18 protein-coding genes are annotated in these 19325 nt (G+C 66.7%); 11 read left to right on the top strand and 7 right to left on the bottom strand.

The window, feature by feature from the left end; genetic code table 11:
• Positions 1-15 precede the first annotated feature (15 nt).
• Positions 16-1149 (bottom strand): DUF2336 domain-containing protein, encoded by a 1134-nt coding sequence (locus tag J0I42_RS02335; protein ID WP_291652375.1) that lies wholly within the window; start codon positions 1147-1149, stop codon positions 16-18.
• A 168-nt stretch (positions 1150-1317) separates the two neighbouring features.
• On the opposite strand from J0I42_RS02335, the gene J0I42_RS02330 reads away from it, so the two are divergent.
• Both J0I42_RS02330 and J0I42_RS02325 read left to right on the top strand, forming a co-directional pair.
• On the top strand, positions 1318-1527 hold the full coding sequence (locus J0I42_RS02330) for a hypothetical protein (RefSeq protein ID WP_291652373.1): 210 nt from the start codon (positions 1318-1320) through the stop codon (positions 1525-1527).
• A complete protein-coding gene (locus J0I42_RS02325; protein WP_291652371.1) occupies positions 1524-2285 on the top strand; it encodes a hypothetical protein in 762 nt (253 codons plus the stop codon). Before J0I42_RS02330 ends, J0I42_RS02325 begins: the two co-directional genes overlap by 4 nt.
• A gap of 1 nt (position 2286) precedes the next feature.
• Here J0I42_RS02325 and J0I42_RS02320 read toward each other — a convergent pair whose 3' ends face one another.
• From J0I42_RS02320 to J0I42_RS02310, 3 genes are all read right to left on the bottom strand, one after another.
• A complete protein-coding gene (locus J0I42_RS02320) occupies positions 2287-2919 on the bottom strand; it encodes a DUF1254 domain-containing protein (protein WP_291652369.1) in 633 nt (210 codons plus the stop codon).
• Positions 2916-3491, bottom strand: a complete 576-nt coding sequence (locus J0I42_RS02315; protein WP_291652367.1) for a DUF1214 domain-containing protein — start codon at positions 3489-3491, stop codon at positions 2916-2918. Before J0I42_RS02315 ends, J0I42_RS02320 begins: the two co-directional genes overlap by 4 nt.
• A 202-nt stretch (positions 3492-3693) precedes the next feature.
• The gene (locus J0I42_RS02310; RefSeq protein ID WP_291652366.1) at positions 3694-5916 is read right to left on the bottom strand and encodes a transglycosylase domain-containing protein; all 2223 of its coding nucleotides are present in this window, start codon (positions 5914-5916) and stop codon (positions 3694-3696) included.
• A gap of 221 nt (positions 5917-6137) precedes the next feature.
• Here J0I42_RS02310 and J0I42_RS02305 point away from each other — a divergent pair, with 221 nt between their 5' ends.
• From J0I42_RS02305 to J0I42_RS02275, 7 genes are all read left to right on the top strand, one after another.
• Positions 6138-6632 (top strand): YcgN family cysteine cluster protein, encoded by a 495-nt coding sequence (locus J0I42_RS02305; protein ID WP_291652364.1) that lies wholly within the window; start codon positions 6138-6140, stop codon positions 6630-6632.
• Between the two features lie 187 nt (positions 6633-6819).
• Positions 6820-9504, top strand: a complete 2685-nt coding sequence (gene ppdK, locus J0I42_RS02300; RefSeq protein WP_291652362.1) for a pyruvate, phosphate dikinase — start codon at positions 6820-6822, stop codon at positions 9502-9504.
• 9 nt (positions 9505-9513) lie between these two features.
• Positions 9514-10227, top strand: coding sequence for an HAD family hydrolase (locus J0I42_RS02295; protein ID WP_291652360.1), 714 nt, complete (start codon positions 9514-9516; stop codon positions 10225-10227).
• 223 nt (positions 10228-10450) lie between these two features.
• Complete coding sequence (locus tag J0I42_RS02290; protein WP_047578161.1) at positions 10451-10660, top strand: cold-shock protein; 210 nt, start codon at positions 10451-10453, stop codon at positions 10658-10660.
• Between the two features lie 281 nt (positions 10661-10941).
• Complete coding sequence (locus tag J0I42_RS02285) at positions 10942-12405, top strand: DEAD/DEAH box helicase (protein WP_291652357.1); 1464 nt, start codon at positions 10942-10944, stop codon at positions 12403-12405.
• 78 nt (positions 12406-12483) lie between these two features.
• Positions 12484-12753, top strand: coding sequence for a translation initiation factor IF-1 (gene infA / locus J0I42_RS02280; protein WP_061964687.1), 270 nt, complete (start codon positions 12484-12486; stop codon positions 12751-12753).
• Positions 12754-12761: 8 nt separating this feature from the next.
• Complete coding sequence (locus J0I42_RS02275; protein ID WP_291652351.1) at positions 12762-13028, top strand: hypothetical protein; 267 nt, start codon at positions 12762-12764, stop codon at positions 13026-13028.
• Between the two features lie 299 nt (positions 13029-13327).
• On the opposite strand, the gene J0I42_RS02270 is transcribed toward J0I42_RS02275, so the two are convergent.
• Positions 13328-13921, bottom strand: a complete 594-nt coding sequence (locus tag J0I42_RS02270; RefSeq protein ID WP_291652349.1) for a hypothetical protein — start codon at positions 13919-13921, stop codon at positions 13328-13330.
• A 569-nt stretch (positions 13922-14490) separates the two neighbouring features.
• Positions 14491-15798, bottom strand: coding sequence for a cell wall hydrolase (locus J0I42_RS02265; RefSeq protein ID WP_291652347.1), 1308 nt, complete (start codon positions 15796-15798; stop codon positions 14491-14493).
• A 224-nt stretch (positions 15799-16022) separates the two neighbouring features.
• Between J0I42_RS02265 and J0I42_RS02260 the strand changes: the two genes are divergently transcribed.
• Both J0I42_RS02260 and acuI read left to right on the top strand, forming a co-directional pair.
• Entirely contained in the window at positions 16023-17255 is a 1233-nt protein-coding gene (locus tag J0I42_RS02260; RefSeq protein WP_291652345.1) for an MFS transporter, read from the top strand.
• Between the two features lie 97 nt (positions 17256-17352).
• Positions 17353-18339, top strand: a complete 987-nt coding sequence (acuI, locus tag J0I42_RS02255) for an acrylyl-CoA reductase (NADPH) (RefSeq protein WP_291652343.1) — start codon at positions 17353-17355, stop codon at positions 18337-18339.
• Positions 18340-18342: 3 nt separating this feature from the next.
• Here the strand turns inward: acuI and J0I42_RS02250 are convergent, their stop codons facing one another.
• On the bottom strand, positions 18343-19242 hold the full coding sequence (locus tag J0I42_RS02250) for a LysR family transcriptional regulator (RefSeq protein ID WP_291652341.1): 900 nt from the start codon (positions 19240-19242) through the stop codon (positions 18343-18345).
• Positions 19243-19325 lie beyond the last annotated feature (83 nt).

Raw genomic sequence — 19325 nt, 5'->3', positions numbered from 1 at the left:
GTCAAGCGCGTCTGTTCAGCCTCGCTCGCGCTTCGCCCCGATCTTTCCGAAAACGTCCGACAGGGACGGCGGCGCCTCCGGCCGGCCCTGGCCGGCGCGCGACGGCGTGCCGCTCGGATCCATCGCGGGCTGATGCTGACTCCGGCGCTGAGGCGCCATCGCCGTCGTGCCGGCGATGTGCATCGTCAGGCGGAAAGCGATGGCGGGCCTGACCGAGCGCATCAGCGCGACGAGCGCGAAGATGCGCTCGACCGAATGGGCCGCATCGTCGCCGAGCCGGATCAGGAAGCGCGTCGCTTCCTCGACCGTGGCGCCGCTAGCGGTCAACGCGAGCGCCGCGAGGTCCCGCGAGCTATCGGCGGCGAGGGCACCGGCGAGTGCCGCGCCGCCGCCGAGATGGTTGGCGATGGCGGCGAAGGCGGCGTCGCGATCCTCGGCCGCGAGGTCGAGCCAGCCGGCGAAGGCCGGCCCGGACAGGGCCGTTCGCCGCTCGCTGGGATGCAGCGCTTCGCGTGCCATCAATGATTCGAGGATCGCGAGGCGTCGCTCGGCACTGGCCTGCAGGAAGAGTGGCGCGAGCTCGAGATTGGACAGATCTGGGCGCGCCAGCAATCCGGGTCGATAGGAAGGTTCGATGCGCGCACGGGCGATCAGGGTGTCGACGGCCGCGCGAGGCATCGGAGCATTGTGATTGGCGATCAGCGCGCGGTCGAGATCAGGCTTCTGATCCGACAGCAGCATGATGACGGCCTGGGCGGTAAGGTCCGCCCGGATGGCGAGGGCCGCCCGCATCGGTTCATCGCCGGTTTCGACGAGGCGTTCGATCTCGGTCGCGGCCACGGGCATGCCGTGGCGCAGCAATTCCGCCAGAATCCTTCCGCCTTTGGCCGCGAGCCCGGTCAGGACCGGTGCCGGCGTATGCGGCCAGCCGGCGAGCTTTCGCGCCAGGATGAGGGCCGTCGCCTCGTCGATGCCCGGCAGCAATGCCTCGGCCATCTCGCTGAAGGCCGCGAGGTCGCCGAACGCGGGCTGCGGCGTCGAGAGCAGCAGGTCGGCCTTGACCCGCAGGGAGATCGGGCTGAGGTCGAGACCGCCCTCGCGCGCCAGGCGAGCGAGGTCGGCGAGTTCCTTGGAAACGGATGCGGGCATTGGCAGGCTCGGGCTGGAAACCGACGGTGGAACAGCATTAATCCCCGACTGTTAAGGCTGCGTTAACCATGTCCGGGCCTGATGGGCATGCGGGGCTTGCGATCTGGTGCTGCCCGCACCTCGCCGATTCTCGCGTTGCAACTCTGGCGCTGGATAAGGAGGCGCATCATGGCCATCGTCATCCCCTTTGCGCTGAAGCGGCGCTTGCAGCAGGCTTCGGCCTGCCCCCTTCCGCCGCAGACGGCGGAAATCCTGTTCTTCACGGGCGTGCGTTACGAGCGCGCGCCGGAGGCCCGGCCGGCGGCCGGGAAGGCGACTGCCGGGGCACGCCAGCGCAAGATCGTTGTGCGCAAGAGCGCCCGCAGGCAGCCTGCGTGACACGAGGGCCGTCCAAGTTACTGCTCGCCATGCTGGTGGCGGCGGCCGTCTCGGCCTGCACTGCAACGACGGGCGATCTCGGCCGGCCGCGGCCGACGATCTGGTCGCAGCTCGTCGCGCCTGAGGCGGGTTTCTGGTCCGCCACCTTGCGCGGAGAGGAGACTTCGCATTTCCGCCTGACCGATGACGAGGAGCGAATGCGTGACCGCGCCTGGCGCTTCGTCACGCCGTCAAGCCTCCACAGTGTTTTCCAGGGCGAGGTCTCCAATCTCGCCCATACCCGCATCCTGCCGGTCGCGGCCCAGTCGACCGATGTCTCCGATTATTTCCGCGGGTTGACCTCGATCTCCTTCGCCTCGCAGGCCTCGCGCTACAATCGCCTGTCGGAGGACGCGAATGCCGACCGCCTGCTGATCGGCCCGTTCCGCGCCAACGCCGGACGCGTCGTCAACATGGACCGGGTCCGGATGAAGGCCGCCGAGGGCTCTCCCGATGTGCCCGTCGACAAGCAGGCTCCGGCTCATGCGCGCGTCGTCGAGAACGAAGGATTGGTCTTCTGGGTCTGCGAGCGCGTCGATTTCCGCATCCGCAGCTACCGCTACGCGCTGGCCAATCTCGTCGTCGAGATGCCGTCGCGCGAAGCCGTGAAGGCCGAGCGTGCGATCATGGCGCTGGAGATGGAAGCCAAGCCGCTCTGCCAGATGCAGATCAACGGTGCCTTCGGCGAGGGCAAACGCCCGGTCGTCTACAAAGGATAGTTCAATTCGCGAGGCCGCAGGCCACACCTGTCGCGAGCGCCTCCGCATCGGCCCTGTCCGACGGCAGACGCAGCAGCACGCGGGCGACGATCAACCCCTGTTCGGTATCGGAGACGATGCGGAGCTCGCGGCTGGTCTCGCCCTCCTCGTCTGCGGCGATGCGTTCGTCTCGTTGTGCTTCGGTCATCACCAGGAATTCGAGCGTGCCGCGGATCGCCGCGCGGTCGGTGATCGCGTAGAGCACGCCGCCGCCCTGCCGGTGCAGCGTCAGGCCGAGCGGCAGGGAGCCGGTGCGGGCGACGATCCGCATCGGGCCGGCTGAGAGATCGTAGCTGCAGATGGCGGTGACGACGTTGGGGTCGGCCTCACGCAGAGCCGGCAGCCCGCGGATATTGCCGGGGGCGGGGATCGGTTCGGCATGCCCCTCGGTGCCGAGCTCGCGATAGGCATGGGCGGCGTCGCGCTGCGAGAGCGCCGGGATCGCCAGGATCGTGATGATATGCACAATGGCCGCTAGGACCAGCCCGGCCAGCGTCGTCATGACGAAGCGTGCCGAGCCTGCCCGCAGGCTTGGCCGCCAGCCGGTGAAGGGCGAGCTTCGCTCCGCCGGTGGCTCGTGGTTGACGGCACTCATCGGCAGTCGACGCGCGTGATGCGCGGCAGGTTGCTGGCGCGGGTTTCGCCGGTCTGGCTCGATATCGGGGTGTCGTAGAGACGCAGGCGAATCTGGAAGCGCCCGCTCGCCGGCAGCGGCAGCCAGTTGCCGGCCTCCGGCGTGGAGGAGGCGAGGATGGCAAGGCCGCCGTCCTCGGGGCGGACGATCTCCGAATCGGTGAAGCTCGCGCGCTCCAGCGGCAGGCGGAAAGGCAGGCCGTCGCCATCGGTGATGCCGATGGTCCAGCCTCGCGTGGTCGGCGTTGCGCCGGACAATCTGTAGCGGCAGCGCCCGTCCAGTGTCTGTCCCAGGTCGTCCCGTTCGGCGATCAATTCGAGGCCTTCCCCCGAGCCGAAGGGCAGATGGATGCCGCGGGCGAGATAGGCGCGCATATAGGGATCGACCTCACGGCCGCCGCTGCGCGGCCAGGCCGTCCACGCGCCGACCTCGACTTTGCCGATAGCGGGGCGCCCGGCCACCGCCCAATGCGCGGAGCCGAGGCCAAGTCCGGCTCCGAGGGCAAGGATATAGGCGAGGTCGAAAATCCGCACGCTGTCCTTCCGCCTTGGCGGCTGATTGTCAGTGGAAGCGCGCCGTCATTCCGGGTTCGACCCGGGGGCCATTCCGGAGCGCTTCCGGTCAAGGTTCAGGCGTGGACCCCCGATCTTCGCTGCACTGCGTCCGGGTGCACTCGCGCTTCCATGACAAGAAAGAGTTGAGCCGCAGCGCCGGCCATCGTCAACCGCCTTCGCCTCAGCGCAACCGGGGCTCGCCGCCCGAGATCTCGCGGATTCCGACCTGCACGGGGCGGCTCGCGATACGCCGTGGCTCGACGGACTTGAACAGCGAGCTGACGGCGGAGAGCACCTCGAAGGACTGGCGCGGCATATGGCCGGCTCCGGGGCCGGACGCTGCGCTGGCAGGTGTCGCGGCGCTGCCCGCCTTGGCAATCGCCGCGCCCTTCGGATCGGCCGTCGGAACTCCGGGAATGGGCTTCAATTCGAGCCCTTGATGAGCGAATTGCATGATCTCCTTCCACGTCATCGCGGGGAGCGAGCCGCCGGTCATGTTCGCGGTCTCGGCGGAGTTGTCGTTGCCGAACCAGACTGCGCCGACGAGATTGCCGGAATAGCCGACATACCAGGCGTCCTTGTAGCCGTTGGTGGTCCCGGTCTTGCCGGCGGTGACGACGCCGTCGAGCGCGGCGCGCCGGGCCGTGCCTTCGGTCGGCACCTTCGAGAGCATGAAATTCATGTCCTGCGCTACCTGCGGGCTCAAGACCTGCTTCGGCTCCGGCTCGTCGCGGTCATGGCGATAGATCACCTCGCCCTGCGAGTTGGCTATCTCGATCGCGGCATAGGGCTTGGCCCGGCGCCCGCCATTGGCGAGCACGGAATAGCCCGCCGCCATGTCGATCACCGTGACCTCGCCCGCCCCGATCGGCAGCGAGACGGTGTCGGTCAGCGGTGTCGTCAGACCCATGGCATGGGCGGTCTCCACAATCTTCTTGCGGCCGATCGCAGCCGCCCGCGCCTCATGCGTCTCGCCGGTCGCCCGGCCCATGGCGATCGACATCTGGACGGGGATCGTGTTGATCGACTTCGCCAGCGCGACCGTCAGCGGCATCGAGCCGGCATAGGAGCGACCGTAATTGTTCGGGCACCAGTTGCCGATGCAGACCGGCCGGTCGGTGACGATCGTATTCGGCTTGTAGAGCCCGGCCGAGAGCGCGGCGGCATAGACGAACGGCTTGAACGAGGAGCCCGGCTGGCGCAGGCCTGCGGTGGCCCGGTTGAACTGGCTCGCGCCATAGTCGCGTCCGCCGACGATGGCGCGCACGGCGCCGTCCGGGTCCATCACCACGGTTGCCGCCTGCTTCACGCGATAGGCCGGGCCATGCTGACGCAGGATCGTCTCGATCGCCTCGTCGGCGCGTTGCTGGATCGCCGAATCATGCGGCGTCTTTACGGTAAGCACCCGATCGGCGCCCAGCTTGCCTTCGTTCGCCAGCTCCTTCACCGCGTCGAAGGCCCAGTCGAGATAGTAATCGGGACTGGAATCGCGCTTGCGGTCGACCGGTGTCGCCGGGTTGCGCTTGGCGCTGTCGACCTGGCCGGCGGTCATGAAGCCGGCATCGACCATGGCGTTGAGCACGTCGTTGGCGCGGGCGCGGGCGGCAGGCAGGTTGACATGGGGGGCGTATTTCGTCGGCGCCTTGAACAGGCCGGCGAGCATCGCCGCCTCCGCCAGCGAGACGTCCTTCACCGACTTGCCGAAATAGTATTCCGCTGCCGCGGCCGCGCCGAAGGTGCCGCCGCCCATATAGGCGCGGTCGAGATAGAGCTTGAGGATCTCGTTCTTGGTCAGTCGCGTCTCGAGCCACAGTGCGAGAAAGGCTTCCTTGATCTTGCGGTCGAGCGAGCGCTCGTTGTTGAGGAAGAGATTCTTGGCGAGTTGCTGGGTCAGCGAGGAGCCGCCCTGGACGACGCCGGACGCGCGGGCATTCACCGTCACCGCCCTGAGCGTGCCGATCAGATCAATGCCGAAATGGTCGTAGAAGCGGCGGTCCTCGGTGGCGAGCACGGCCTTGAGCAGATGGTCCGGCATCTCCTCCAGCTTGAGCGAATCGTCGTGCCGCGCCCCGCGATGCCCGATCGGCATGCCGTAGCGGTCGAGGAAGGTGACGGCGAAGACCTGATTCTTCAGCGCGTCTTCATTGCCGATCCGGAAGGCGGGCAGAGCCAGCATCAGCAGGAGGAGGGCGCCGACGATGCCGATATTCAGCCCTTCGCTGGCGAATTCGGTAGCGATGCGCTTGCCGCCGGTGACGGTCAGCCGGTCGGCAAAGCTGCGGATACGTTCATGAATCTCGCCGGCGCGGCGCCCGGCCCCCCACAGGCCGTCGTCCAGCCATGAATCGGCAGCGAGCGCGAAGCGCTTCAGCCGCGTCCTCCAGCCAGCCTTCCTGAACTCCATGGCCGTTCCAGGCTTCCGAATGGCCCCCGACACAGTCCTGCCGCGCCATCGTCATCTTGGCAACAGCACGGCGCCCGGGAATCGACACATAGGGACGTTCAGCTTCCGGATAAGAGGCGGGACGGTAAATTTCGTCGGCTGGAGCAGGAAATGCACTGGTGCGATTGTGCCATCCCCTGCACGGCCTTCCATCTTGCCGCCTGCGGGCGCATAAGCCTGCCATGACGCAAACCCCGCCGAAACAGCAACCCTTCTGGCTGACGACGCCATTGGAGGCGATGACGACGGAGCAATGGGAATCGCTCTGCGATGGCTGCGGCCGCTGCTGCCTCGTCAAGCTCGAGGACGAGGATACCGGGCGCATTTTCGCGACTGACGTCGGCTGCCGCCTGTTCGAGGCCGGCACTTGTCGCTGCCGGGACTACCCAAACCGCTCGCAGAAGGTACCGGATTGCGTGACGTTGACGCCCGAGGACGTCCGCACGCTGCCCTGGCTGCCGCCGACCTGCGGCTATCGCCTCGTTGCCGAAGGCAAGGACCTGCCCTGGTGGCATCCGCTCGTTTCGGGCGATCCCGAGACGGTGGTCGTTGCCGGTGTCTCCGTGCGCGGCCGCGTCTTCGCCAACGAGGATGAGGTGCCGGAGGAAGAGGTCGCAGAGCGCATCGTCAACTGGCCGCTGCGCTGGCCCCGGGCCGCGCGCGGAAAGGGAGCGTGACGCAACCCAGCCGTGCTATTGCGCCGCATCAGCCGATGCTGCACACGCTCATTGATTGTTCATGTCGTTTTGGGCATGAGCGCCTCATCCCCGCTGTCGATGACCTATGGTTATCGGCGGCACGCGCTCGAAACTTTCGTGCCGGCATCGCGTTTGCCCTGTCCGGTTGAACAGAAGAGGCTATGTGATGGCAGGTGGGAAGTGGGTCTACACCTTCGGCGACGGCAAGGCCGAGGGTGAGGCGGGAATGAAGAATCTGCTCGGCGGCAAGGGCGCGAACCTCGCCGAGATGAGCAATCTGGGTCTGCCCGTTCCGCCCGGCTTCACCATCACCACCGAAGTCTGCACCGCCTATTACGACAACGGGAAGAGCTTCCCCGCCGAACTCGACGGGCAGGTCAAGGCCGCGCTCGCCGGCATGGCCAAGCTCACCGGCAAGACCTTCGGCGATGCCGCCAACCCGCTTCTCGTCTCGGTCCGCTCCGGCGCCCGCGCCTCGATGCCGGGCATGATGGACACCGTCCTCAATCTCGGCCTCAACGACGAGACGGTCGAGGCGGTGGCCAAGGCTTCGGGCGACGAGCGCTTCGCCTGGGACAGCTATCGCCGCTTCATCACCATGTATTCCAATGTCGTCCTCGATATCGACCACGGTCTCTTCGAGGAGGCCTTGGAGGATTACAAGGAGCGCAAGGGCCTCCATCTCGATACCGACTTGTCGGCCGCAGATTGGAAGGCGCTGGTCGGCAGGTACAAGGAGATCGTGAAGGCGGAGCTGGGCTCCGACTTTCCGCAGGACCCTCAGAAGCAGCTCTGGGGCGCCGTCGGCGCCGTCTTTTCCTCCTGGATGAATGCCCGCGCCATCAAATATCGCGAGCTGAACAGCATCCCCGCGAGCTGGGGCACGGCGGTCAACGTCCAGTCGATGGTGTTCGGCAATATGGGCGACACCTCCGCGACCGGCGTCGCTTTCACCCGCAACCCTTCGACCGGCGAGAACGCGCTCTACGGCGAGTTCCTGATCAACGCCCAGGGCGAGGACGTCGTCGCCGGCATCCGCACGCCGCAGGACATCACCGAGGCCGCGCGGGTCGAGGCGGGGTCCGACAAGCCCTCGATGGAAAGGGAGATGCCGGAGGCCTATGCCGAACTCTGCCGCATCTACGGCATCCTCGAGAAGCACTATCGCGACATGCAGGACATGGAGTTCACCATCCAGGAGGGCAAGCTCTGGATGCTGCAGACCCGGTCCGGCAAGCGCACTGCCAAGGCCGCGCTCAGGATCGCGGTCGATCTCGCCAGCGAAGGGCTGATCACGCAGGAGGAAGCCGTCGGCCGCGTCGAGCCCGGCGCGCTCGACCAGCTCCTGCATCCGACGATCGATCCCAAGGCCGAGCGCCGCGTGCTGACCACCGGCCTGCCGGCCTCGCCCGGCGCCGCGGCCGGCGAGATCGTCTTCAATTCCGACGATGCGGAAGCCGCGAAGAAGGCCGGCAAGAAAGTCATCCTCGTCCGCGTCGAGACATCGCCTGAGGATATCCACGGCATGCACGCAGCCGAGGGCATCCTGACCACCCGTGGCGGCATGACCTCGCATGCGGCCGTCGTGGCGCGCGGTATGGGCAAGCCCTGCGTCTCCGGCGCCGGTCAGATCCGCGTCGACTATGCCAGGGGCACGCTCTCCGTCGGCCCGACCACGCTGAAGGCCGGCGACTTCCTGACCATAGACGGCGGCAACGGCCAGGTGCTCCTCGGCGAGATCAGGATGCAGAAGCCGGAGCTGTCCGGCGAGTTCGCAACGCTGATGGGCTGGGCCGACAAGGTCCGCCGCCTCAAGGTCCGCGCCAATGCCGAGACGCCGGAGGATGCGAAGACCGCACGCGAGTTCGGGGCCGAGGGCATCGGGCTCTGTCGCACCGAACATATGTTCTTCGACGAGGGCCGCATCCAGGCCGTCCGCGAGATGATCCTCTCCCAGGACGACAAGGGCAGGCGGGCTGCGCTTGCCAAGCTCCTGCCGGTGCAGCGCCAGGACTTCGTCCAGCTCTTCACCATCATGAGCGGTCTGCCGGTGACGATCCGCCTGCTCGACCCGCCGCTGCACGAGTTCCTGCCGCAGGGTGAGAAGGAGATCGGCGAGGTCGCGGCCGCGCTCGGCGTCACGCCCGACGCACTGAAGCACCGTGCTGCAGAACTGCACGAGTTCAACCCGATGCTCGGCTTCCGCGGCTGCCGTCTGGCGGTGGCTTTCCCCGAGATCGCCGAGATGCAGGCTCGCGCCATCTTCGAGGCGGCGGTGATCGCCGCCAAGGAGACCGGCAAGCCGGTGATCCCCGAGGTGATGGTGCCGCTCGTCATGGGCAAGCCCGAGCTCGACCTCGTCAAGGCCCGCATCGACGCCATGGCCACGGCCGTGATCGCCGAGAGCGGCACCAAGATCGACTATCAGGTCGGCACGATGATCGAACTGCCGCGCGCAGCCCTACGCGCCGCCGAGATCGCCGAGAGTGCGGAGTTCTTCTCCTTCGGCACCAACGACCTGACCCAGACGACGCTCGGCATCAGCCGCGACGACGCTTCCTCCTTCCTCGGCTCCTACACCGCCAAGGGCCTGCTCGACGCCGACCCCTTCGTCACCATCGACCAGGACGGTGTCGGCGAACTGGTCAAGCTCGCCGCCGAGCGGGGCCGCAAGACCCGCTCCGGCATCAAGCTCGGCATCTGCGGCGAGCATGGCGGCGACCCGGCCTCGATCGGCTTCTGCGAGAGTGTCGGCCTCGACTACGTCTCCTGCTCGCCCTTCCGTGTGCCGATCGCCCGGCTTGCCGCCGCGCAGGCGGCTCTGGGTGCGATCAAGCCGAAGGATGGCTGAGAACCCGTCATGGCATCGAAGCTGACCATCATCGGCTTCGATGCCGACGACACGCTCTGGCAGAACGAGCAGTTCTTCCGGATGACGGAGGAACGCTTCGTCGCGCTGCTCGGCGAGCATGGTGAGGCGGCCGGGATTTCCGAGCGCCTGCTCGAGGCCGAGAAGCGCAATATCGGCGTCTACGGCTTCGGCATCAAAGGCTTCGTGCTCTCGATGATCGAGACGGCGATCGACATCACCAAGGGACAGGTTCCCGCTGCAGTCATCGCCGAAATTCTAGCCGCCGGTCGCGAAATGGCGGCCCATCCCGTCGAGACCCTGCCGCATGTCCGTCAGACGCTCGCAGCGCTCTCCGGCGACTACCGGCTGGTTCTGATCACCAAGGGCGATCTCTTCGATCAGGAGCGCAAGCTCGCGCAATCCGGCCTTGGTGATTTCTTCCATGCGGTCGAGATCGTCAGCGACAAGAAGCCGGAAACCTATGGCCGCATCTTCGCCCGCCATGGTGACGGGGCAGGGCGGGCGATGATGGTCGGCAACTCCCTGAAGTCCGACATCCTGCCGGCGCTGGAGGCCGGTTCCTGGGCCGTCCATGTTCCGCATGAGCTGACCTGGGTGCTGGAGCATGCCGACGAACCGGCGGAACATGATCGCTATCGCAGGATCGGCGACCTCGGCGGGCTCGGCGAAATCCTGCGGCAGCTCGGCCCGGCCGTGCGATAGCGGCGGGCTTGAGGCGGTTGCTGGACGGTTCTTGCATTTCGTGCTATCCGCACAGATGTATGACGAGATGCGGCCGGGTTCTGGCCAATCCTCCGCGCGGGTAATCCGGTCGGCGGGCACGATTCAGATCCACCACACATCGCTACAATACCACTGCAAGGCGTCCGCGCGTCGAGCTCTGGGTCGAACGATACGCGGATCTGAAACGTAAGGATTCCATGCCATGGAAAAAGGCACCGTGAAGTGGTTCAACGCCACCAAGGGCTACGGCTTCATCACCCCTGAGAACGGCGGCCAGGACGTGTTCGTCCACATCTCCGCCGTCGAGCGGGCCGGCCTGCGCGAACTGCGTGACGGCCAGGTCGTCTCCTACGAACTCGTTGCCGATCGCAAGACCGGCAAGACCTCGGCTGGCAACCTCGTCGTCGCCTGAGCTGATCCTGATCGACCGGGAGTGCCTGGATCATCAAGCGTCCGATAGGACGCGGTAATGGTGATTCATCTCTTTGTTGCCGCATCGGAATTTTCCGAAGAGTGGATTCCGCTTTTCGGTCCGACGCTGTAGCGGCCCCGGTCCACGACAAGCCTGCCGGCGCTGTGGCTAGCGGTTCGCCGGCAGGTCCGACTAAAGACAAGTACAGGCCGGATGCGGGCCTGCGGCGCAGCCGAAACCCACATGCGCCCCTCGCATCGCGGCGTCCGGAAAGATCCTTCTTGACCAAGTTTACCGATCTCGGCCTCGCCGAGCCCCTTCTCAAGGCGCTCGCGGCCGAGGGCTATGAAACGCCGACGCCGATCCAGGCGCAGGCGATCCCCCATATTCTTCAGGGCCGCGACCTGCTCGGCGCCGCCCAGACCGGCACCGGCAAGACCGCTGCCTTCTCGCTGCCGATGCTGCATCGCCTGCTCGCCAAGCCGCGCCAGATGCCGGCCCGTGCCGTGCGTGCGCTCATCCTGTCGCCGACACGTGAGCTCTCGGCCCAGATCGAGGCGAGCATCCGTACCTATGCCCGCTTCACCTCGTTGAAATCGACGGTGATCTTCGGCGGCGTGCCCGTCGGCAAGCAGATCCGTGCGCTCGGCGAAAAGGTCGACATCCTCGTCGCCACGCCCGGCCGCCTGCTCGACCTTGTCGATCAGCGCGCGGTCTCGCTGCGCGAGATCGAGTTCCTCGTCCTCGACGAGGCCGACCAGATGCTCGACCTCGGCTTCATCCACGCGCTGCGCCGCATCGCGACCCTGATCCCGAAGGAGCGCCACACGCTGCTCTTCTCGGCGACCATGCCGAAGCCGATCCGCGATATCGCCTCCGCTTATCTCACCGATCCGGTCGAGGTCGCGGTGGCGCCGGTCGCGACCACCGCCGAGAAGATCGACCAGCGCGTCATCTTCACGGAAGCTCACGACAAGCCGGCACTGCTGGCGAAGACGCTGAACGTGCCCGAACTCGAGCGCGCCATCGTCTTCACCCGCACCAAGCACGGGGCCGACAAGGTCGTGCGCCAGCTCGGCACCTCCGGCATCGAGGCGGCCGCGATTCATGGCAACAAGAGCCAGAGCCAGCGCGAGCGCGCCCTCGGCGCCTTCCGCGACGGTTCCTTGCGCATCCTCGTCGCCACCGACATCGCGGCGCGCGGTATCGATGTCGACGGCATCAGCCATGTCGTCAATTTCGACCTGCCGAACGTGCCGGAGACTTATGTCCATCGCATCGGCCGCACGGCGCGCGCCGGCGCGTCGGGCCTCGCCATCGCCTTCTGCACGCCGGAAGAGCGCGGCGATCTCGCTGCGATCGAGAAGCTGACCAAGGTCGCGATCACCCCGATCGGCGCGGTGCCCTACTGGGACGGCCGCACGCCGAAGAAGCCGCCGCAGAACCAGCGCGGCGGCCGCGGCCAGCAGCAGAACGGCGGCGGGCGCGGTCAAGCTCGCCCGCAGGGGCAGCAGCCACGCGTCGGCAAGCCTGAGCAGGGCGGCCAGCGCAGCCAGCCGGCCAACGGCAGTCAGCGTCAGGAGCGTCACGAGCGCCCCCGTCACCCCGAGCGCGGCCCGCGCCCTGAGCAGGCGGTACAGCGAAAAGACGGCGCTTCCGCAAAAGAAGGGCTTGGCGGCGTCGCGTTCTTGCAGCAAAGAACACAGCAACCACGCACCAACGGCGCCCGGCGGCGCGCGCGCTGACGCGCGATCGACCAGAACAGGGCGAGCCTCTGAAACAATGGCTCGCCCACGCGCCCTAGGGCTCACGAAGGACGACAGATGGCGAAAGAAGAACTGCTTGAATTCGACGGCACGGTGGTCGAGGTGCTCCCCGACGGCAACTACAGGGTGAAGCTCGACAACGAGCACATCATCCTGGCCTATGCTGCCGGCAAGATGAAGAAGAACCGCATCCGTACGATCGCGGGCGATCGCGTCATCGTCGAAATGTCACCTTACGATCTCGATCGCGGCCGTATCAATTTCCGTCAGAAGACGGCTGGTCCCGCTCCGGGCGGTCCGCCGCGCCAGAACTTCCGCCGGCGCTGATCAACGCGATGCGCCTGTCGCGAAACGAGCTCCTGTTCGTTGCGCTGGGCGCCGTCCTTGGTGCTGTCGTCGCCTACGCCGTCAAGGCCGGCCTCGTGGCTCCCAACGGCGCCCTGCCGCCCTTCGCCATAGTGCTGATCGGCCTGGGCTTCGTCGAACTGCTCGTCGGTTACGCGGCGGGCCGTTCGCCCGGCACGCTGGTGGGGATGCCCGCCCGTTTCCTGGCCTTCGTCGTCGGCGTCTGCATCGTTCTGCTCGGCGACAAGTTCGCTTAAGCGGGCTCTTCGCGTCGCGCTGAACGCCGCCGTCATTCCGGTGCTTCGTATCAGCGAAGGGCCCGGAATCCGGAACCGACGTCGCCCTTCGGAACGGCGTCGACGTTCTTCGTTCTCCTCCGTCAGATTCTGCTGCTCTGAATTCCGGGCTCATGGCTTTGCCGTCTCCCGGGATTGACGAGATGCTGTGAAAACGGCCCAGGAAAAACCGCCCAAGAAAAAACCCCGGCGCAAGGCCGGGGTGAAAGTGGTCGTTCCGTGGTAAAAAAGGGTCTGCGTGAAACTCTGTCCCGATCCGCTCAATAGCGGGCGCGGGACCAATACTGCGCGCCGGGGCTGACCATCACCTGGCGCTGCCGGGTTTCGTAGACGGCGGGGATCTCTTCCCGCACCACCTGGGTCGGACGCACCATCACCTGGCGCTGACGCTGCGTGTAGACGGCGGGCACCGTCTCGTAATCGATCGTCGCCGGGGAAACCTCGACACGGCGGCTTTGGTAGCCGTAGCGGGCCGGCACATTGACCCAGCAGCCGACCGTGTTGCCATAAGCGTCCCGGGTCACCTCCCAGCGGCGTGTGGCTGCCGAGATCATCACCTTCTCGGTCACGGTCTCGTAGACCGCTGCGCGGTGATGCGGGATGCGGCGCTCGGGGGCGATCATCACATTGTCGGTGACCGTCTCGTACTCGGCCGGGATGATGCGGCGCTGCACCTGGGCCGGCCGAACCTGGTAGGTCTCGTTGATCGAACCATAGACCGGCGGCGTGTTGACGAGGTTGTAGCAGGCGGAGCCGCGGCATCCGCTGCCGGCCTGGGCGGCCGAGGCGCCGAGCACAAGTGCGGTTGCGAGGCCGGAAGCGGCGATGAACCCTGAGGAAAGCGAGCGCACCATGTTGGACCTGACCTGTCGGTTTCGGCGCCAGACGCCGTTCGTTGGGGACAGGAAGCCCGCTGGAAGTGATGAACGCAAGGTAAACGCTAAAACAAGGTAAAATTAACCAGTTCGGGGCAGCTCGGCGCATTCACGCAGCTTGCGCTCAAATGAATGGGAACGCTCGCTTTTTAGTGTTTTGCCGCCCCGCCCGCGAGCGACGGCGCGGACCCAGCGTCTTGACGGCTGGGGCGATGTCCGAAGCGGCCTGCCCCCGGTCGCGTCCTTCGAACGCAGGATGTCGATTTCATCCGCTTGTCGCTACGACCTACGCCGGGCGCGCGTCGGCTCATGCCGAATCCTGGCGGGCCGGTCCGGTGCCGGAACAGATCGCCCGGTACTCTTCGCGGAAGGTTGCATGGGGGATATCAAGGACAACGCGCTTATAGCGCTCTATCTGGGCCTGACCACGGTCGTAACGCTGGGCTGGCTCGGTGTGGTCGGCTACGGCTTCTGGCATTTCCTGTTCGGGTAGCCTTCGCGCCGGTTCGCCTTCCCGGGCCCCAAGAGGGCGGAGGAGCCTGCCGTCCTCACGTCTGCCCCGGCCGCAACTGGTAGAAGACGTGCTGGCCGATCGTATCCATTTTCTTCAGCTTCTTCGCCCAATAGGGACGCACGTAATTGGCGTGATAATGCGTCGAGGCGCCGACCTCCGGTAGATAGCTCGTGCCGTCATAGACCTCGCGAGCGATCCTGACCGCATCGCGCCAGGCGGCGGGCTCGGTGATGCGCAGCGACTTGCCCTCGCAGGTAAAGGTGAACTGGCAGGAGAGATAGCGGTTGCTGTTCTGGTAGACCACGCCGCAGACGCTGCTCGGATAGAGCCCGCTCTTTACGCGGTTGAGCACCACCTGCGCCACGGCCGCCTGTCCCTGAAGCGACTCGGAGCGAGCCTCGAAATAAACCGCTTCTGCAAGGCAGCGCTGTTCCTTCGCCATGTTCTCCGGCGCGATCAGCTTGGTGTAGTCCTGCTTCACGCCGGGCTCGGCGAGCCGCAGGTCGCGATTGGCCGGCGCGGAGGCCATTGCGATGCGTCCCCGCTGCTGTGGCGCCGGATGGGCCGGCAGGGCGGATGGCGTCAGGGTACCCATGACCGAGCCGACGAGCGGTGTCGACGAGGAAACCTGGCTCGCAGGCGGGACCGAGGGCGACGAGCCGTCGATGCTTTCGAGGTGCAGCTCCGCTTGCCGCGCCGAGAGGATCTTCGGCTTCAGTGGCGAGATGGGCGAGGAGTCGGACAACGCCGGATCGGTCAGCCCTTCGTCATCGGCATAGGGCTCGAAACCGGTCTGCGGTCCGTCGACGGCCTCGGCCGCCCGCATCGCGTCGATGGAGAAGCCGCCCGAAATCAGCTTCGGCTGGGTATCGCCGAAGACCACGCGTTCCAGCTCGATGGAAGGATGTTCGGTGAGGCCTGGTCGCAGGCTCGGCAGCATGTCGCCCTTGGCGGTGCGGTCGACCTCGGGAAAGGTCGCTGCGGCGGAACGCTTCATGTCCTCGCGCGGCGCGCGCGGGTCGACGACGATGCGCCGCTCCGGGTCTTCGAAAGAAAGCTTCGCCTGCATCACGGCCGAGCTCAGGGCGAGGCCGGGCAGTCGAAACGCGCTGGCTGCGACCAGCATCGAAGGGCCTTCGGCCAGTTCCGAGACCGGGCCGGGCGCAACTCGTGGAATGGCGCTGGAGGGAAGGCCTGTCGGCCCGAAGTTCTGGCCGGCGGAGGCGGTGAAGGAGACGAGCATGCCGACGGACAGGGCCCAGGGCGCGACGGTGCTCGCGGCCCATCTGATGCCGAGGGGGCGCGCCTTCCGCCCATGCCTGTGCACACGCCAATGACTCAAAGCGACACACCCGTCCCGATCGCACGGAACGAAAAACGCAGCCATACCCGCGCGCCTTCGTTGGAATCCGTTATCACCTCGGTAAGGTTGAGCACCGGTTAACAGCGCACACACCCCTTGCCTTCCATGCGTTGTCGTGATGCGAGATTTCACGAAATCGCGTTGGTTGCCCTGAGGGCAGGGCGGTAACGTGTAGACACACATACGACGCCTCGGAGATAGCCATGACGTCCACGCCAGCGCGCAGCTACGCTCCCGAGATCATCGTCGCTGCCGGCTGCCTGATCGCCCTGATCACCTTCGGCCCGCGTGCCAGTGCCGGTCTGTTCCAGATCCCGATGACGGTTCAGTTCAACTGGGGCCGCGATATCTTCGGCCTGGCGCTGGCGATCCAGAACCTGCTCTGGGGGCTCGGCGCGCCCTTCGCCGGCGCGATCGCGGATCGTTACGGCACGGTGCGCGTGCTCTGCGTCGGGGCCATCCTCTATGCCGCCGGCCTCGTCATGATGGCGTATGCGACGACGCCGCTCCAGCTTCATCTGGGTGCCGGCGTGCTGATCGGCTTCGGCCTCTCTGCCTGCTCGTTCAACCTCGTGCTCGCCGCCTTCGGCAAGCTCCTGCCGGAGCAGTGGCGGCCGATGGCCTTCGGCGCCGGGACTGCCGCGGGCTCCTTCGGCCAGTTCCTGTTCCCGCCGATCGGCAACATCCTGATCGACACGCTGGGCTGGCAGCAGGCGCTTATCGTCTTCGCTTTCACGCTGCTGCCGATCCTGCCGATCTCGGTCGTGCTGGCGACGCGCAAGACCGGTGTTGCGGCAGGCGCTGCAGCAGCCAATTTGCCCAACCAGACGATCGTGCAGGCGCTGAGCGAGGCCTTCAAGCATCGCAGCTACGTCCTGCTCGTGCTCGGCTTCTTCACCTGCGGCTTCCAGCTCGCCTTCATCACCGTGCATATGCCGGCTTATCTCAAGGATGCCGGCCTGCCGGCCTGGGTCGGCGGCTGGACGCTCGCGGTCATCGGTCTCGCCAATGCCGTGGGTTCGCTTTCCTCGGGCTGGCTCTCGACGCGGATGCCGAAGCGCCATCTCCTCGCCTGGATCTATCTCGGCCGGGCGGTCGCGATCGCCGCTTTCATCCTGCTGCCGCCGAGCCCAACCACGGCGATCACCTTCGGTATCGTCATCGGTCTGTTCTGGCTCTCGACCGTGCCGCCGACCTCGTCGCTGGTCATGCTGATGTTCGGCACCAAGTACATGGCGATGCTCTACGGTTTCGCCTTCTTTTCGCATCAGGTCGGCGGGTTTCTTGGGGTCTGGCTCGGTGGCGTGCTCTACGAATCGATGGGCAACTACCAGTTCGTCTGGTGGCTCTCGGTTGCGCTCGGCGTCGCCTCGGCCCTGATCAACCTGCCGATCGTTGAGCGGCCGGTGCAGCGGCCGGAAGCGCAGCCCGCCTGATCGGGATGGCGCGTCTACACACGGCCGATGGGGTTGCGGTGGCGCCACGCCGCTGCAACCTTGTCGGCCTTCGCGTTTGCAGGTTTCGGAGATGGTGATGACGACGTTCAAGGCCCTCGTGGCGACCAAGGGCGAGACCGGGCCGAATCTCGCCTTCACCGATTTTGCCGAGAGCGACCTGATGGAGGGCGACGTCACCGTCCGCGTCACCCACTCGACGGTGAACTACAAGGACGGGCTCGCCATTACCGGCAAGGCGCCGGTGGTGCGTCGTTGGCCGATGATCCCCGGCATCGACTTCGCTGGCCGGGTCGAGTCCTCCGAACACCCCGGGTTCAAGCCGGGCGATCTCGTCGTGCTCAACGGCTGGGGTACCGGCGAGACGCATCTCGGCGCCTACGCCCAGAAGAGCCGGGTCAAGGGCGACTGGCTGGTGCCGCTGCCGGCGGGCCTGACCCCTGCCGAGGCGATGGCGATCGGCACGGCCGGCTACACAGCGATGCTTTGCGTGCTGGCGCTCGAGAAGCACGGTCTGAAACCCGCCGACGGCCCGGTCGTGGTCACGGGCGCTGCCGGCGGCGTCGGCTCGGTCGCGATAGCGCTCCTGGCCAAGGCCGGTTGGCAGGTCATGGCGTCGACCGGCCGGGCGGAGGAGGCCGAATACCTGAGGAGCCTCGGCGCGGCCGAGATCATCGACCGCAACGAGTTGGCGGCGCCCGGCCGTCCGCTGGGCAAGGAGCGCTGGATTGCCGGCGTCGACGCGGTCGGCTCGCATACCCTGGCGAACCTGCTCTCGATGACCAAGTACGGCGGCGCCATTGCTGCCTGCGGTCTGGCGCAGGGCATGGACCTGCCGGCCTCGGTCGCGCCCTTCATCCTGCGCGGCGTCGCCCTGCTCGGCGTCGATTCGGTGATGTGCCCGAAGCCGCGCCGGATCGAGGCGTGGCGGCGCCTCGCCAGCGACCTCGATCGCGACAAGCTCGCCCTGATCACCACGACGATCCCGCTGGAAGCCGTGGTCGAGACCGGCAAGGCCATCGTGGACGGCAAGGTCAAGGGCCGCGTCGTCGTCGAGATCGGCTGAGGCCTATCCCTCGAACAGCGCCCGCTGCCTGGCGAGCTCGTTGCTGCAGAAATCCATGAAGGCGCGTACACGCGGCACGTGCCGGATATCGGGATGTGTCAACACCCAGAGACCCGTGGCGAAATCCGGATTCGGCGGCAGGAGCCGGATCAGGTCGGACCGCTGGTCGGCGATGAAGCAGGGCAGCGGTCCGATGCCGAGGCCCTGCGCGACAGCTTCCGCGATGCCGAGAACCGCCGAGCTTTTCAGCGCGATCCGCTCCGGCACGACATGCTCGCGCACGAAGCGGGCTGCCTTCACATGCGAGAGCTGGTCGCCGAGCGCGACCCAGTCGCGCTGATAGAGCAGGGCGGGGCTCGCTTCCTCCTCGGTCGTGATCCCGTCCGCGGCGCGGCCGTAGATCGCCCAGGCGATGGTGGCGATGCGGCGGCCGACCAGCGTCTCGCCCGGCGTGTCGCTGGCGCGGATCGCGATATCGGCGTCGCGCTTCGACAGGTTGAGCGCCTGATTGCCGATGACGACATCGAGCCGGATCAAGGGATGCGCCCGGCGAAAGGCCGCGAAGATCGGCAGCAGCACGTTCTGGTAGAGCGTGTCGGTCGTGGTGATCCGCAATTCGCCCGAGGGGGCGACGTCGCGCCCGGCGAGGCGTCGCGCGAAGGCGGTGACATCCTCGTCCATTCGGCTTGCCAGCGCTGCCATCTCGGCACCGGCGACGGTCGCGACATAGCCGGACTTGCGGCGCTCGAAGAGCGGCAGGCCGACGAGCTCCTCGATCTGGCCGAGCCGCCGGAACACGGTCGAATGATTGACGGATAGCGCGGCCGCCGCCCCGGTCAGCCCGTCATGATCGGCAATGGCCTTGATAAGCCGGAAATCGTCCCAGGCGAGTTTGGCGTTCATCGGCGAGGCATCCTCCTGCGGGCACGCAAGCCGATATCTTGCAGTGATGCAAGCTGGAGGAGTTCAAATCCGAGAGAGCGGAA

Source organism: Allobosea sp., assembly GCF_017308015.1.
In the GTDB taxonomy this organism is placed as follows: domain Bacteria; phylum Pseudomonadota; class Alphaproteobacteria; order Rhizobiales; family Beijerinckiaceae; genus Allobosea.
Note: the sequence above shows the minus strand (reverse complement) of the source record. Positions and strands in the feature narration are given on the sequence as shown.

What these genes read in the sequence shown, in the direction of transcription:
- J0I42_RS02335 (WP_291652375.1), bottom strand. Translation starts at nt 1,149, where the DNA reads ATGCCCGCATCCGTTTCCAAGGAACTCGCCGACCTCGCTCGCCTGGCG.
- J0I42_RS02330 (WP_291652373.1), top strand. Translation starts at nt 1,318, where the DNA reads ATGGCCATCGTCATCCCCTTTGCGCTGAAGCGGCGCTTGCAGCAGGCT.
- J0I42_RS02320 (WP_291652369.1), bottom strand. Translation starts at nt 2,919, where the DNA reads ATGAGTGCCGTCAACCACGAGCCACCGGCGGAGCGAAGCTCGCCCTTC.
- J0I42_RS02310 (WP_291652366.1), bottom strand. Translation starts at nt 5,916, where the DNA reads ATGGAGTTCAGGAAGGCTGGCTGGAGGACGCGGCTGAAGCGCTTCGCG.
- J0I42_RS02305 (WP_291652364.1), top strand. Translation starts at nt 6,138, where the DNA reads ATGACGCAAACCCCGCCGAAACAGCAACCCTTCTGGCTGACGACGCCA.
- ppdK (WP_291652362.1), top strand. Translation starts at nt 6,820, where the DNA reads ATGGCAGGTGGGAAGTGGGTCTACACCTTCGGCGACGGCAAGGCCGAG.
- J0I42_RS02295 (WP_291652360.1), top strand. Translation starts at nt 9,514, where the DNA reads ATGGCATCGAAGCTGACCATCATCGGCTTCGATGCCGACGACACGCTC.
- J0I42_RS02290 (WP_047578161.1), top strand. Translation starts at nt 10,451, where the DNA reads ATGGAAAAAGGCACCGTGAAGTGGTTCAACGCCACCAAGGGCTACGGC.
- infA (WP_061964687.1), top strand. Translation starts at nt 12,484, where the DNA reads ATGGCGAAAGAAGAACTGCTTGAATTCGACGGCACGGTGGTCGAGGTG.
- J0I42_RS02275 (WP_291652351.1), top strand. Translation starts at nt 12,762, where the DNA reads ATGCGCCTGTCGCGAAACGAGCTCCTGTTCGTTGCGCTGGGCGCCGTC.
- J0I42_RS02270 (WP_291652349.1), bottom strand. Translation starts at nt 13,921, where the DNA reads ATGGTGCGCTCGCTTTCCTCAGGGTTCATCGCCGCTTCCGGCCTCGCA.
- J0I42_RS02260 (WP_291652345.1), top strand. Translation starts at nt 16,023, where the DNA reads ATGACGTCCACGCCAGCGCGCAGCTACGCTCCCGAGATCATCGTCGCT.
- acuI (WP_291652343.1), top strand. Translation starts at nt 17,353, where the DNA reads ATGACGACGTTCAAGGCCCTCGTGGCGACCAAGGGCGAGACCGGGCCG.
- J0I42_RS02250 (WP_291652341.1), bottom strand. Translation starts at nt 19,242, where the DNA reads ATGAACGCCAAACTCGCCTGGGACGATTTCCGGCTTATCAAGGCCATT.